Source organism: Pyxidicoccus sp. MSG2 (assembly GCF_026626705.1).
GTDB lineage: Bacteria > Myxococcota > Myxococcia > Myxococcales > Myxococcaceae > Myxococcus.
Map to the genome: position 1 here is coordinate 4,503,754 of NZ_JAPNKC010000001.1, position 13,110 is coordinate 4,516,863.

A 13,110-nucleotide genomic window follows, 5' to 3' on the forward strand; every position below is an offset into this window, starting at 1 on the left:
CCGGCATCCGGGCTGCCAACCGGCAGCCCCCCATGGACCTGTCCTCCCAGAGAGGGAAGAATGGCCGCCGCGCCATGCTTCCCTCCCGTTCCGGCCTGCTCCTCCTGTCGCTCCTGCTCCTGTCCAGCCCCGTGCTCGCGGACAACAACGCGGACGAGGCCGACATCGCCTTCGAGTTGGGCAACGACGCCTACGCCAGGGGCCAGTACGCCGAGGCGCTGCGCTCCTACTTCACCAGCTACCGCCTGGTCCCCAACCGCAACGTCCTCTTCAACATCGCCCGCTGCTTCGAGGCGCTGAACAAGTTCAACGAGGCGTACCGCTACTACAACGACCTGCTCACCGAGGACCTGCCCTCCGACGACGCCGCCGAGGTGTCCCGCTCGGTGGAGCGGCTCCGCCCCAAGGTCGCCCTCGTCAAGGTGACGACCAATCCCAAGGGCGCCGAGGTCTTCGTGGACCGCATGGACCTGGGCAGCCGCGGCCGCTCGCCCCAGACGCTCGCGCTGACACCCGGCCGTCACAAAGTCATGGTGAAGAAGGACGGCTACCGCCCCGCCGAGGCCACCCTCGCCCTGGTGCGCGGCCGGGAGACGGAGCAGACCTTCGAGCTGGCCCTCATCACCGGCGGTGTGGAGCTGACCGGCACCCCCGAGGGCGCCGAGGTGCGCGACTCCCCCAACGGCCCCATCATCGCCCGCCTGCCCGGGCGCGCGCGCCTGTCCCCCGGCCAGCGCGTCCTCTATGTGCGCGCCCCCGGCTACGCCCCCGGCCAGTACGTGGTGGACGTGCCCCCCGACGGCAACGTGCCCCTCGCCGTGTCCCTGCGCGTGCAGGACCGCCCCACCGGCCGGCTCGTCGTCACCGCCAACCGCGACGGCGCCGCCGTGCGCGTGGACGGCAAGCCCACCGGCTTCACCCCCACCGTCGTCACCCTCCCCGAGGGCGAGCACACCCTCGAAGTCGAGAGCCGCGAGGTCCGTCCGCTGCGCCAGACGGTGACGGTGGTGGCCGACCAGGAGGTCAAGATCCACGCCGAGCTGCGCTACGCGCCGCCCCCCGTGCGCGCGGCGTCCAAGAGCCTCGTGTCCGTGGACGACGCCCCCGCCTCCACCACCGTGCTCACCCAGGAGGAGCTGCGCGCCTTCGGCTGGCGCACCCTGGCCGAGGCCCTCTCCGGCGTGCGCGGCATCTTCATCACCGACGACCGGACGTACACCTACCTGGGCGTGCGCGGCTTCTCGCCCCCGGGCGACCTCAACACCCGCGTCCTCATCCTCTGGGACGGCCACTCCATGAACGACGTCTGGGCCGGTCAGGGCTACGCCGCCCATGACCTCAGCGTGGACCTCCAGGAGGTGGAGCGCATCGAAGTCGTGCGCGGCCCCGGCTCCGCCCTGTACGGCACCGGCGCCTTCTTCGCCGTCATCAACGTGGTGCCGCGCGAGTCGCTCGGCCCGGACCAGCACCTGGAAGTCACCGGCGCGGTGGGTGCGCTGGGCACCACGCGCGGGCACGCCACCGCCGCATGGGAGAGTGGAGACCGCTCCGTGCTGGTGAGCGCCTCGGCCCTGAGCGCGTCGGGCGCGGACACCACCCGGCTGGGGAGCAACGACCTCATCGTCACCGGCCTGGACGCGGAGAAGTCGGCCGGCGGCTCGCTGAAGGCCCGCCTGGGAAGCTTCTCCGCGCAGGCCCAGTTCAACATCCGCTCCAAGCAGCTGCCCACCGCCCCGTACGGCACCGTGCCCGGCGTCGAGGGCAACATCGTGCAGGACCTGCGCGCCTTCGCCGAGGCCCGCTATGAGCGCGACTTCTCCGAGCGCATCAGCCTGTCCGTGCGCGGCGCGTTCGACCTCAGCCGCTACGAAGGCACCTACGTCTACCCGGAGGCAGAGGGCGGGCCCACCCGGGAGGAAGGCGACGCGGACTGGCTCACCGCCGAGGCTCGCGCGCGGCTGGGCCTCTTCGAGAACAACCGCCTCACCCTGGGCATCGAGGGCCAGGCGCAGCTGCGCGTGCGGCAGACGGCCAAAGGCGAGGAACTGAAAACGCAGAATCGCAAGCTGCTGTCCGCCTACCTGCTCGACGAGTGGAAGGTGCACCCGCGGCTGAGCGTCTCCGCCGGCCTGCGCCTGGACAAGTACCTGGACCTGGACACCACGCCGATTACGCCGCGTCTGGCCTTCATCGCCCGGCCCTACGACGCGGGCCTCACCAAGCTGGTGGCCGGACGCGCCTTCCGCGCGCCCAACGTCTACGAGCTCTACTACGAGGACGGTATCTCCCAGGGCGCCGCCGAGTCGCTGGAGCCGGAGACCATCACCACCTTCGAGCTGGAGCACTCGCACGACCTGACGGACGAGCTGCGCGTCACCGTGGCCGGCTACCACAACCGCATCTCCAGCCTCGTGCAGCTGCGCGCGGAGGAAGTCCCTTCCAGCGACTGCGGCACCACCGCGTGCCTGCGCTTCGTCAACGCCGACGACACCACGCTGGCCTGGGGCGCGGAGGCCGGCGTGCACTGGCAGCCGGGCCGCTGGCTGCTGGTGGACGTCAGCTACTCGTACGTGACGCTGAAGAACGCCACCGACGACGTCGCCGCCTCGGCCCCCGCGCACCTCGTCTCCGGGCGGCTGCTGATGCCGCTGGGCGGCGGTGACATGCGGCTGGCCACGCAGGCCACCTACCAGAGCGCGCGCGCCTCCGGCTCGGGCGGCGCCGACAACGGCGAGGCGCTGCTCGTCGGCTTCGGCCTCTCCGGCGACTACGGCCCGCTGCGCTACTTCGCCGGCGTGCACAACCTGCTGGACACGCGCTACACGCTGCCGGTGTCGGACGAGAACTCCATCGCCCCCGTGCCGCAGTACGGCCGCACCTTCACCCTCCAGCTCACCGGCACCTTCTGACCGCTTCCATGTCCGACGCCGCGCTGTCCTTCAGCTTCATCCGCCCCGGCCACGCCCTCTACGCGGGCGAGCTGGAGCTGCGCTTCCGCGTGCTGCGCGAGCCGCTCGGCTTCACCCGCGCCCAGGTGGCCTTCCCCTTCGAGGCGGACAGTGTCCACCTCGTGGCGCACCAGGGCGACGCCGTGCTGGGATGTGTCCTCTTCAACCCCGAGGACGCGCACGGCGGCCGCCTCTTCCAGATGGCCGTGGCGCCCCACCTCCAGGGCCAGGGACTGGGCGCCCGGCTGGTGCGCTCCCTGGAAGAGGAGCTTCGCCGCCGGGGCTTCACCCACGTCCACCTCCACGCGCGCGCGCCCGTCGTCCCCTTCTACGAGCGGCTCGGCTATGCCGTTTACGGAGAGCCTTTCACCGAGGTCGGAATTCCGCATCGGCACATGCGCAAGGCGCTCGACACCTAGGGTGGGACAGCTGTCACCCGCCCACCAGCCCGGGTGGCGTCTTCCCCACCCATGCGCATGATCCACGGGGGTGCTGGTAACCTCTGAATTCCCGATTCGCCGCCACCGCCAGGAGACACGATGAACGGCTCGAACGATGGACGTTCCCCGGAAGACAGCGCGTCCGAGGCAGACGACGCCGCCGACGGGCCCCGGCGGCCCATCTACGTGCTGGAGGGCAACACGCTGCACACGCGGCTGACGCGCGAGCTCGGCGTTCACTATCCGTTCGTCAGCGCCGGCATGGGCTTCGTCGCGCTGCCGCCGTTGGTCATCGCCGTATCGGAAGCAGGCGGCATCGGCATGCTCGGCGCCGCGCCCGAGCCGGCCCCCTTCCTGCGCGCCCGCCTCCAGGCCATCCAGGCAGGCACGAAGCGTCCGTATGGCGTGAACTTCATCGTCGCGAGCGCGGGCGGCCAGGACTTCACCACGCGCGAGCACATCGACACCTGCATCGCCGAGCGCGTGCCCGTCGTCTCCTTCCACTGGGACGCGCCGCCCGCGGAGTGGGTGAAGGCGCTCAAGGCCGCGGGCACGAAGGTGTGGATGCAGGTGCCCTCGGTGGAGGCGGCGAAGAAGGCGCTGGACTGGGGAGCGGACGGCCTCATCGCCCAGGGCCGGCAGGCCGGCGGCCACAACCGGGGCACCGTGTCCACGCTGAAGCTGGTGCGTGAAGTGCGCGCGCTGGCCCGCGACGTGACGCTGCTGGCCGCCGGTGGCATCGCCGACGGCCCGAGCGCGGCGCGCGCCCTCTTCCACGGCGCCGACGGCGTCTGGGTGGGCACGCGCATGGTGGCGTCCGTGGAAGCGTACGCGCACGCCGGCTTCAAGCAGCGACTGGTGGACGGAGACGCGGGCGACTCGGACTTCACCACCCTCTTCGGCCCGGAGTGGCCGGGCCAGCGCATGCGCGTGCTGCGCAACCGCGTGGTGCGCGAGTGGGCCGGCCGCGAGGGCCTTGTCCCAACGCCGCCGCCTCCGCCGGAGCGCATCGGCACCACGAAGCTGTTCCCCGGAGCACCGGGCGGCGACGCGCCCTTCCCGATGCCCAAGTTCTGCTCCTTCATCCCCACCCCCGGCACCGAGGGCGACCTGGAGGAGATGTGCATGCCCGCCAGCGGCGCCAGCATGGCGCGCATCGAAGGCGTGCAGCCCGCGGGTCAAATCGTCGTGGAGATGATGGAGCACGCGCACCGGGTGCTCTCCGGGCCGCACGGCCTGGACGGCGACACCGAAGAGGACGAGCGGGGCTGAGTTGGAGTAGGAGCGCCTCCATGGGTTCCCTCTGGAGGCGCGCGTCGCTCGCGGGTTGGCTGGCCTTCGCGCTGTGCGGCGCGACCGCGGTGGTGCGGGCCTCCACCTCACGCGTGCCCGGACCCGAGCAGCGCCTGTCCCCCGCCGAGCGCGCCGAGGTGGGCCGCGCCGCCGCCGCCGAGGAGCCCGGCTGGCGGCTGCGCTCCCGCCATTCCTTCCCGGGAGACCACTGGTCCCAGGACGACGACTTCGGCGCCTCCGAGCGGAGCTGGGCCGTGGGCGAGGCCCGCAGGCGCGGGGTGCCGGTGACGGACGTGTTCGACGCCATCGACGCGGAGTTGCACTCGGCGCCCGTGCAACCTCCGCGCAAGGCCACCGCCAGCCCGTGCAAGCCCCGGCCCTTCTACGACTGACGCGCGCACCCCCATGACGCCCTCGTCCCGCCGGCTGCTTCGCACCGCCCACCACGCCGCCTCGCTCACCGGCCCTCGCCTGGCCCTCTTCGGCGTGCTGGCCCTCGTGGCCTGCTGGTACCCGCTGTCGCGGGCCGGAGCGCTGAACGACTTCCGCGACTCACACCTGCTGCACTCGTACGAGGACGCCGGCACGCGCACGCTGACGCGCTACGGACAGCTCCCGCTGTGGAACCCGTGGTCCTGCGGCGGGCAGTACGCGCTGGGCAGCCCGCAGACGCGCGTGGCGTCGCCGACGCTGTGGGTGTCCGCGGCGCTGGGCGCTCGGCGCGCGGAGCCGGTGGTGCTGTGGACATTCCTCGTGCTCGGCATGGAGGGCTTCTTCCGCTACGCGCGGCGGCGCGTGGGCTCCGCGCTGGGGGCGCTCGGCGCGGCGCCGCTGTTCGGCCTCACCGGCTTCACCGCGCTGTCGTGGTCCATCGGCTGGCTCAACTTCGCGGGCTTCCTGCTGCTGCCATGGCTGCTCGTGGGCACGTACCACGCCGCGCGAGGGAGGGTGTCCGGCGCGGCGCTGGTGGCAGGCGTCTTCGCCTTCCTGCTGGGCTTCGGCGGCACGTACCCGGTGCCCATGGGCGCCCTCTTCGTCGCGCTGGAAGCGGGGCGCACGCTGTACGGGATGCGCGGCACCGCGCGGTGGCGCACGGCGCTGTGGGGCCTGGGGGCCACCGCCCTGTTCACCCTGGCCGCGTGCGCGTACCGACTGTGGCCCCTGCTGGAGACGATGCGCTCCTCGCCGCGCGTGATGGCGGGCACGCCGGGACATTCGATTGAAACGCTGGGGCGCATGCTGCTCGAGCTTCCGGCGTCCTCGGGGCACAGCAACCCGGGCAACTTCTTCCTCGTGGCCGTGGCCCTCGCGCTCGTCCCCGTCGCCGTGGCGCTGGGCCGACACCGTGCGCGGTACCCCCTGGTGCTGGCCGCGCTGTGCGTGTGGATGGCGGCGGGCTACTCGGCGCAACCTTCGCTCTTCGCCGGGCTGCGGCTGCTGCCCATCTTCGGGACGCTGCGCTACCCGGAGCGGTTCCTCGTCCCCGCGGGCCTCTTCATCGCCGAATTGGCCGCGCTGGGAATCGCCGTGCTCCTGGTACGGGCGCGACGCTCGCCTTCGCCTCGTTGGAGCTGGGGTGCGGCGCTCGCGTGCGGACTCGTGGTGGCGGGCTGGGGCGTGCAGGTCCACGCGTTCTCCCGGCTCACCCACTGGGCGACACTGCTCGCCGAGCCTCCGCCCACGCCCTCCGAGGCGGAGCGGCCCTTCGCGCAGGCGCGTGGCAACCGGTGGGCGCAGGGGTACTTCCTGGCCATCAACCGGGGCTCCATCGCCTGTGGTGAAGCGTGGCCGGTGCCCATGTCCGAGCGCCTGCGCGGTGACCTGCCCCAGGAGGAGTACCTGGAGGACACGGCCTCCGGCACCGCGCGCCGCGTGGAGTGGACGCCCAACCGCGTGGAGGTGGACGTGGCGGCGACGCGGCCGACGGTGCTGCTGGTGAATCAGAACTGGCACCCGGGCTGGAAGGCGTCGGTGGGCGAGGTGGTGTCGCGGGACGGACTGCTCGGGGTGCAATTGCCGGAGGGAGAGCACCGCGTGGTGCTGCGCTTCCTGCCGCGCTCGGGCATCGGTGGGGCGGTGGTGTCGGCGCTCGCGTGGGTGGGGTTGGTTTTCCTCGCGTGGAGGCAGCGCTCGCGGGGTGGGCGGCTGGGGCCTGAAGCCCTGATGGTGGCGTCCGTGCCGCTGTTCATCTGGGCCGCGCTGCTGACGGCGTGGCGCGAGCCGGTGGCGCGGGCGGTGCCTCGCAACCCGGATGGCTCGTCGATGCAGGTGGCCTCGCTGCCTCCAAACGCGCGGCGCCTGGACGTGCGATTCGACGTGCCGGTGGAGCTGGTCGCGGCGGAGGTGCCTCCGGCGCCGGACGCGGAGGGCCTCCTCCACATGGTGCTCTACTGGCGGGTGACGGGGACGGTGCCGCGCTCGGCCGGCGTCTTCGTGCACCTGCCGGGCCCCGAGGGCAGCAAGCGCAAGAACGCGGACCACGCGGTGCTGGGCGGCACCTTCTTCTTTCGCGAGGCGCCAAGGAACACGCTCCTGCGCGACGCCTTCGCCGTGTCCACGAAGGACTGGGAGTCCGGCGAGTGGAAGGTGCTGGTGGGCCTGTGGCACGCCAGTGGCGACGGCTCGCGCATTGGCGCCCGTGGAGCCGACGGGAAGCCCCTCACCGAGTCACGCGTGGAGGCGGGCGCCTTCACGGTGCCGGCGAAGACGGCTCAATAGACGCGGCGTGCGGGACAGCGGACAGCGCGGGACGGACGGCCCCGGAGTGCCGAGACGCGACGCGTCCGGGACGCTATGAAGCGCGCATGAGAATCCTGCACACCATGCTGCGCGTTGGAAATCTGGAGAAGTCGCTCGACTTCTACACCCGCGTCATCGGGATGAAGCTGCTGCGCCGCCATGACTACCCTGATGGGAAGTTCACGCTGGCGTTCGTGGGCTTCGGTCCCGAGGACGCGCACCCGGCGCTGGAGCTGACCTACAACTGGGGCGTCGAGAAGTATGAGCTCGGCACGGCGTACGGCCACGTGGCCCTGGGCGTGAATGACATCCACGGTACGTGTGACGCCATCCGGAAGGCCGGGGGCAAGGTGGTGCGCGAGCCGGGACCGATGAAGCACGGCACCACGGTGATTGCCTTCGTCGAGGACCCGGACGGGTACCGCGTGGAGCTGATTCAGCAGGGGACGTGAGGGCACGGGTGAGCGCTCCGGCAGCCCCGGAGCGCTACGCGGGGTCCAGGCCCCACGTGCCGTTCTCCCAGTTCTTCAACACCTGCGCGGCCTCGAACGCAGCGAGGCCCTCGCCTCTGGCGGCGGCCATCAGCACCGCCTTCGCCTCCTCGGTGCGGTAGCGAAGCAGGCATGCAGCGGCGCCGACCCGCACATCCATCCGAGGATGTGTCAGCAATACAGCCAGGGCATCCCTGCCAGCGTCTCCCGCGGCACGTAGCTGCTTGAATGCGGCGATGTAGCGGCCCGCATGCTTGTTGCCGGTCCTGGCATCCCCCTGAAGGATGGCGTCGGACTGCGCGGCCACGTGCCGTGCGAACTCCTCGACGAGTTCCTCGAGAGTCACCGCCAGATTCCCTTCTGGATGTTCTGGATGGCCATCAGCCCGAAGTCGCGCTGAGCAGCGAAGGACTGCGTGCTCAACCACTCCCGTACCGTCAACGTTTCGGAGTTGGTGATGAAGAAGCGCTTCGAGGAAAAGTAATCCATGAAGGGACGGCCCTCACGTCTCCTCCGTCGCCGGGAACCGCTCCGACGCCTTCGCTGCGATGAAGTCCAGGAACGCACGCACGTGCGCGGGCATCGCGGTGCGGCGCAGGTACACCGCGGAGACGAAGCGCGGTGCGGGACGGAACGGGGCCAACACCCGCACCAGCGCTCCGGACGCCAGCTCCTTCGCGACGAGGTACTCGGGCAGCACCGCGATGCCCATGCCCTCGAGCGCCGCCCGGTGCAGCGCCGGCAGGCTGTTGCACCGGAAGCGGCTCTTCGGCGGGCGCACCTCCTGCGTCCGCCCTCCGTGCCGCAGCTCCAGCGGCCGTGCCGCCGGGCCTCGCTGGGGCAGCAGCACCTCGTGTCCCGACAGCTCTCTCGGCCGTCTCGGCGTCCCCTGCTCGCGCAGGTAGCCCGGGCTCGCGCACAGCACGTACGGCTGCATGCCCAGCCGCCGCATCACCAGCGCGCTCGGCTCCAGCTTCGGCGCGATGCGCAGCGCCACATCCACGCCGCCCTCCACCAGGTCCACCATCGCGTCCTCCAGCACCAACTCCAGGCTCACCGCCGGATGTGCTCGGAGAAACTCATTCATCATCGGCACCAGCACGTGCTGCCCGAAGAGCACCGGTGCGGACACCCGGAGCGTGCCTCTCGGCACTCCCTGCTCCGCCAGGTCCCGCTCCGCCTCGTCGAGCGCTTCGAGGATGCCTCGCGCGTGCCCCAGGTAGCGCTCCCCCGCCGCCGTGAGCTGCAGCCGCCGCGTCGTGCGCTGCACCAGCTCCGTACCCAGGCGCTCCTCCAGCGCCGCCAGCTCGCGGCTCACCGCCGAGGGCACCCGCCGCAGCGCCCGCGCCGCCCCGGCGATGCTGCCCGCCCTCGCCACCTCCACGAATGTCCGCAGTGCCTCGAAGCGGTCCCGGCTCGCCATGATTCGTGCTCCTCGCGCACGAATGTCGTGCATCCCTGACGCCTGTTCAAGCCGGACGTCCAGGCGCATTCAAGGCGTGTGTCGACGGACTCCATTGCATCCGTCGACTGCGCCCGCCTGTCGGTGGGCATGGAGGAATCTCATGAAGGCAGAGATGCATCTGAGTGACAGCCAGCTCGCGCACGGCGTGCTCCGCCTGGTGTTCGGCACCAACATCACCGTGCACGGCCTGGTGCGCGTGGGCGCGCCCGGCAGCTTCGCCGATGCGCTGGTGCCGGCCTTCGCCAACACCCCGCTGCCCGAGTGGAGCGTGCGCGCCTTCGCCGTGGGCCTTCCCTTCGTGGAGCTCGCCGTGGGCCTGTGCATCCTCCTGGGCCTGCGCCTGCGCCTCGCGCTCGTCGCCGGAGGCGTCGTCCTCGCGTCCCTCACCTTCGGCGAGTGCCTGCGCCAGGAGTGGAGCGCCGTGGGCCTGCACCTCAGCTACGCGCTCGCCTACTACGTCCTCCTCGCCCGCGCGGCCGATGCCCGCTTCACCGTCGATGGCCTGCTGCGCTCCCGCCACGCGGTGCCTCCCATCAGCGCCCCGTCCCGGGCCTGAAACCCCATCCGAATCGGAGTCCCACCACCATGTCCCTGTCCCGCCGTGAGTTCGTCACCCAGACCGCCGTGGCCGGCGCGGCCATCGCCGCGACCTCCGTTGCTTCCCCCCGTCCCACCCCCAGGGCCCGCAAGGCGGAGGCGTGGCCCAACGGCGCCCGGCTCGCCATCTCCATCTCCCTGCAGTTCGAGGCCGGCGCCCAGCCCGAGCGCGGCGCGAGCGGGCCCTTCCCGCCCATCGACTCGCGCTACCCCGACCTGCCCACCTCCACGTGGTACGCGTATGGCTACAAGGAGGGCCTGCCCCGGCTGCTCGACGTGTTCGACCGCCAGGGCGTCAAGGTGACGTCCCACATGGTCGGCGCCGCCGTGGACCTGAATCCCGCGCTCGCCCGCGAAGTCGTCCAGCGGGGCCACGAGGCCGCCGCGCATGGCCAGACGTGGACGCCGCAGTTCTCCATGACTCGCGAGGAGGAGCGCGCGTCCTACGAGGCCAACATCCAGAGCATCCTCCGCGCCACCGGCACCCGCCCCGTGGGCTTCAACGCCTTCTGGCTGCGCGGCACGCCGAACACGCTCCCGCTGCTCCAGGAATTGGGCTTCCTCTACCACATCGACGACGTGAGCCGGGACGAGCCCTTCCTCGTGCCCGTCAACGGCAGGCCCTTCGCCGTCATCCCCTACACGCTCGGCCTCAACGACATCGTCCTCTTCGAGGAGCGCCACTTCAGCGCGGACCAGTTCGCCAGCGAGCTGCGCCACGAGTTCGACGCCCTCCTCGCCGAGTCCGCCACCCGCCGCCGCATGATGTCCATCAGCATGCACGACCGCATCGGCGGCCGCCCCGCCCGCGCCCGGGTGCTGGAGGAGTTCATCGCCTACGCGAAGCGCCAGCCCGGCGTCTGGTTCGCGCGCAAGGACGAGCTGGCCCGCATCGCCCTGGAGAGCCCCCTCACCCCGCGCGAGGGCGCACTGTCCGCCGCTTCCCAGCCTTGAAGCACGGGACACCTGCACACCGGCCTCGCGCCCGTTAAGGTGCCCCCGTGAGCACCGTCCCGCACTTCGTCCCCGGCCACGAGCCGCCAGCCCGTCCCCGCGACGGCGCCCTCCTCTTCCTCGCCCGAGGCATGGATGTGGTCGTCCAGGAGCAGGAGGGCTCCGTCTCCATCCCCACCGGCGCCGCCTTCCCGGAGCTCATCGCCGACGGGCACTACCTCGGCGCCCTCGACGGGCAGGACTGCTACGCCGCCGTCCTCCCCGAGGACTTCACCCCGCCCGACGGCTTCAAGAAGGTCCCCGGCCGCTCGCTCTACCGACGCCTGGACGACGTCCGCTTCGCCGTGGTGGGCCGCTCCATCTCCATCGCCGAGTGGGACCTCACCCACCGCTTCTGCGGCCGCTGTGGCACGCCCACCCAGCTCGTCCCCGGCGAGCGCGCCCGCCGCTGCCCGGTGGACCACACGCCCTTCTACCCGCGCATCGCCCCCGCCATCATCGTCCTCGTCACCCGCGGTGACACGATGCTGCTCGGCCGCAACGCCACCTTCCCCGAGCCCATGTTCAGCACGCTCGCCGGCTTCGTGGACCCCGGCGAGACGCTGGAGCAATGCGTCGCCCGCGAGGTGAAGGAGGAGGTCGGCATCGAGGTGAAGAACATCCGCTACTTCGGCTCGCAGCCGTGGCCCTACGGGCGCTCGCTCATGGTGGGCTTCACCGCCGAGTACGCCGGGGGCGACATCCAGGTGGACCCGAAGGAAATCGCCGAGGCCCACTGGTTCACCCCCGACAACCTCCCCCGCATCCCCCCGCGCATCAGCATCGCCCGCCAGCTCATCGACTCCTTCGTGGAGCGGGTGAAGGGCCCACCCGCGTCGTCCTGACGGCGAGCCGCCTCCAGAGGGCCCGCCCGCTCCCCTGCCCCGGGAATGAATGCCGGGCGTCAGCGCGGACGTTACCGTGCGTCTTCAGGGTTCCACACTTGACGGCGAGCACCCGGTGGGGTTGAAGCGCCGCTCCCCCGACGCCCCCGAAGACGAATCGAAGAAGCCATGCCCGCCGCGCGCCCGCACATCGAGCCCCGCCTCGTCCCCACCGCCGACTCGGTGGTGGTGAAGGAGGTCTACCTCTCCGTCCAGGGCGAGTCCTCCCACGCCGGCCTGCTCTGCGCCTTCGTCCGTCTCACCGGCTGCCACCTGCGCTGCACGTACTGCGACAGCGAGTTCGCCTTCCACGGCGGCCAGCGCCGGAAGAACGCGGACATCGTCGCCGAGGTGAAGGCCCTCAACACCCCCAGCGTGGAAGTCACCGGCGGTGAGCCCCTCCTCCAGCCCGGCGTCTACCCGCTCATGCAGGGCCTGCTCGACGCCGGTCTCAAGGTGCTGCTGGAGACGAGCGGCGCCATCGACGTGCGGCTCGTGCCCCCGGCCGTCCACAAAATCGTGGACATGAAGACGCCCTCCTCGGGCGAGCACTCGCGCAACGACTACCGCAACTTCACGTCGATGAACGCCAACGACGAATTGAAGTTCGTCATCGGCTCGCGCGAGGACTACGACTGGTCCAAGGCGCTCATCGCCGAGCACCGCCTGCTGCAGAAGCCCTACGGCATCCTCTTCTCCACCGTCTTCGACAAGCTCCACCCGCGCCAGCTCGCCGAGTGGGTCATCGAGGACAGGCTCGCCGTCCGCTTCCAGCTCCAGATGCACAAGTACCTCTGGGACCCGAACGCGCGCGGCGTGTGACGCGGTTCAGCCGCCGCGCGGCAGGAACAGCCACAAGAGCCACAGGCCGGACAGCGCCACGTTCAGCGCCCCCAGCCCCAGCACCACCTGCGCCTGCGTGCGGCCGCGCTCGGCGCCTTCACCCCGGCGGATGCGCCGCAGCTCGCGCGAGCCCAGCACCAGCCCGGCCACCCCCGCCACCAGCGTGGGCAGGGGCATCGCCAGCGAACACGGCAGACACGCCAGGCCCAGGATGTTGAGCGCCAGCGCTCCCTGCACCACGCGAGACGGCCGCGCCTCGCGGCGCAGCAGCACCACGCAGGGCTCGCAGTAGGGGGACTCGCCCACCACCTCCGTGCAGTCGCCGCACAGGAAGTTGCCGCAGCGTGCGCACGTGGCCACCGCCGCGACGTCCGGGTGGGTGGCGCAGCGAGCCCCGCCAGGCGTGGACATCACGGC

At 71.6% G+C, this 13,110-nt stretch carries 14 protein-coding genes; 10 read left to right on the plus strand and 4 right to left on the minus strand.

The genetic code is table 11. The features are described from left to right. Positions 1 to 74: 74 nt before the first annotated feature. The 6 genes from OV427_RS17170 to gloA all read left to right on the plus strand — a co-directional run bounded on the left by OV427_RS17170 (position 75) and on the right by gloA (position 7,872). Complete coding sequence (locus OV427_RS17170) at positions 75 to 2,909, plus strand: TonB-dependent receptor domain-containing protein (protein WP_267857206.1); 2,835 nt, start codon at positions 75 to 77, stop codon at positions 2,907 to 2,909. 8 nt (positions 2,910 to 2,917) lie between these two features. Beyond that, positions 2,918 to 3,367: a GNAT family N-acetyltransferase gene (locus tag OV427_RS17175; RefSeq protein ID WP_267857207.1), complete on the plus strand. Its 450-nt coding sequence runs from the start codon at positions 2,918 to 2,920 to the stop codon at positions 3,365 to 3,367. Between the two features lie 120 nt (positions 3,368 to 3,487). Next, entirely contained in the window at positions 3,488 to 4,660 is a 1,173-nt protein-coding gene (locus OV427_RS17180; protein WP_267857208.1) for an NAD(P)H-dependent flavin oxidoreductase, read from the plus strand. Between the two features lie 20 nt (positions 4,661 to 4,680). Then, positions 4,681 to 5,073, plus strand: coding sequence for a hypothetical protein (locus OV427_RS17185; RefSeq protein ID WP_267857209.1), 393 nt, complete (start codon positions 4,681 to 4,683; stop codon positions 5,071 to 5,073). Between the two features lie 13 nt (positions 5,074 to 5,086). Further along, positions 5,087 to 7,399: a hypothetical protein gene (locus tag OV427_RS17190; protein ID WP_267857210.1), complete on the plus strand. Its 2,313-nt coding sequence runs from the start codon at positions 5,087 to 5,089 to the stop codon at positions 7,397 to 7,399. An 86-nt stretch (positions 7,400 to 7,485) separates the two neighbouring features. Continuing rightward, the gene (gloA, locus tag OV427_RS17195; RefSeq protein WP_240360553.1) at positions 7,486 to 7,872 is read left to right on the plus strand and encodes a lactoylglutathione lyase; all 387 of its coding nucleotides are present in this window, start codon (positions 7,486 to 7,488) and stop codon (positions 7,870 to 7,872) included. 34 nt (positions 7,873 to 7,906) lie between these two features. Here the strand turns inward: gloA and OV427_RS17200 are convergent, their stop codons facing one another. The 3 genes from OV427_RS17200 to OV427_RS17210 are packed head-to-tail and all read right to left on the minus strand — an operon-like array spanning position 7,907 to position 9,334. After that, a complete protein-coding gene (locus OV427_RS17200; RefSeq protein ID WP_267857211.1) occupies positions 7,907 to 8,257 on the minus strand; it encodes a DUF2019 domain-containing protein in 351 nt (116 codons plus the stop codon). Then, positions 8,254 to 8,400, minus strand: coding sequence for a hypothetical protein (locus tag OV427_RS17205; RefSeq protein ID WP_267857212.1), 147 nt, complete (start codon positions 8,398 to 8,400; stop codon positions 8,254 to 8,256). Before OV427_RS17205 ends, OV427_RS17200 begins: the two co-directional genes overlap by 4 nt. A gap of 13 nt (positions 8,401 to 8,413) precedes the next feature. Beyond that, on the minus strand, positions 8,414 to 9,334 hold the full coding sequence (locus OV427_RS17210) for a LysR family transcriptional regulator (RefSeq protein ID WP_267857213.1): 921 nt from the start codon (positions 9,332 to 9,334) through the stop codon (positions 8,414 to 8,416). Positions 9,335 to 9,476: 142 nt separating this feature from the next. On the opposite strand from OV427_RS17210, the gene OV427_RS17215 reads away from it, so the two are divergent. From OV427_RS17215 to OV427_RS17230, 4 genes are all read left to right on the plus strand, one after another. Continuing rightward, a complete protein-coding gene (locus tag OV427_RS17215; protein WP_267857214.1) occupies positions 9,477 to 9,932 on the plus strand; it encodes a DoxX family membrane protein in 456 nt (151 codons plus the stop codon). Positions 9,933 to 9,961: 29 nt separating this feature from the next. Further along, positions 9,962 to 10,927, plus strand: a complete 966-nt coding sequence (locus tag OV427_RS17220; protein WP_267857215.1) for a polysaccharide deacetylase family protein — start codon at positions 9,962 to 9,964, stop codon at positions 10,925 to 10,927. A 47-nt stretch (positions 10,928 to 10,974) separates the two neighbouring features. Next, positions 10,975 to 11,811 (plus strand): NAD(+) diphosphatase, encoded by an 837-nt coding sequence (gene nudC / locus OV427_RS17225; RefSeq protein WP_267857216.1) that lies wholly within the window; start codon positions 10,975 to 10,977, stop codon positions 11,809 to 11,811. Between the two features lie 168 nt (positions 11,812 to 11,979). Continuing rightward, complete coding sequence (locus tag OV427_RS17230) at positions 11,980 to 12,672, plus strand: radical SAM protein (protein WP_267857217.1); 693 nt, start codon at positions 11,980 to 11,982, stop codon at positions 12,670 to 12,672. Between the two features lie 6 nt (positions 12,673 to 12,678). Here OV427_RS17230 and OV427_RS17235 read toward each other — a convergent pair whose 3' ends face one another. After that, the gene (locus tag OV427_RS17235; protein WP_267863434.1) at positions 12,679 to 13,104 is read right to left on the minus strand and encodes a DUF4190 domain-containing protein; all 426 of its coding nucleotides are present in this window, start codon (positions 13,102 to 13,104) and stop codon (positions 12,679 to 12,681) included. Between the last annotated feature and the right edge of the window lie 6 nt (positions 13,105 to 13,110).

Excerpts from the sequence above, each read along its gene's own strand:
- OV427_RS17170 (WP_267857206.1), top strand. The coding sequence starts at position 75 with ATGCTTCCCTCCCGTTCCGGCCTGCTCCTCCTGTCGCTCCTGCTCCTG.
- OV427_RS17175 (WP_267857207.1), top strand. The coding sequence starts at position 2,918 with ATGTCCGACGCCGCGCTGTCCTTCAGCTTCATCCGCCCCGGCCACGCC.
- OV427_RS17180 (WP_267857208.1), top strand. The coding sequence starts at position 3,488 with ATGAACGGCTCGAACGATGGACGTTCCCCGGAAGACAGCGCGTCCGAG.
- OV427_RS17185 (WP_267857209.1), top strand. The coding sequence starts at position 4,681 with ATGGGTTCCCTCTGGAGGCGCGCGTCGCTCGCGGGTTGGCTGGCCTTC.
- OV427_RS17190 (WP_267857210.1), top strand. The coding sequence starts at position 5,087 with ATGACGCCCTCGTCCCGCCGGCTGCTTCGCACCGCCCACCACGCCGCC.
- gloA (WP_240360553.1), top strand. The coding sequence starts at position 7,486 with ATGAGAATCCTGCACACCATGCTGCGCGTTGGAAATCTGGAGAAGTCG.
- OV427_RS17205 (WP_267857212.1), bottom strand. The coding sequence starts at position 8,400 with ATGGATTACTTTTCCTCGAAGCGCTTCTTCATCACCAACTCCGAAACG.
- OV427_RS17210 (WP_267857213.1), bottom strand. The coding sequence starts at position 9,334 with ATGGCGAGCCGGGACCGCTTCGAGGCACTGCGGACATTCGTGGAGGTG.
- OV427_RS17215 (WP_267857214.1), top strand. The coding sequence starts at position 9,477 with ATGAAGGCAGAGATGCATCTGAGTGACAGCCAGCTCGCGCACGGCGTG.
- OV427_RS17220 (WP_267857215.1), top strand. The coding sequence starts at position 9,962 with ATGTCCCTGTCCCGCCGTGAGTTCGTCACCCAGACCGCCGTGGCCGGC.
- OV427_RS17230 (WP_267857217.1), top strand. The coding sequence starts at position 11,980 with ATGCCCGCCGCGCGCCCGCACATCGAGCCCCGCCTCGTCCCCACCGCC.
- OV427_RS17235 (WP_267863434.1), bottom strand. The coding sequence starts at position 13,104 with ATGTCCACGCCTGGCGGGGCTCGCTGCGCCACCCACCCGGACGTCGCG.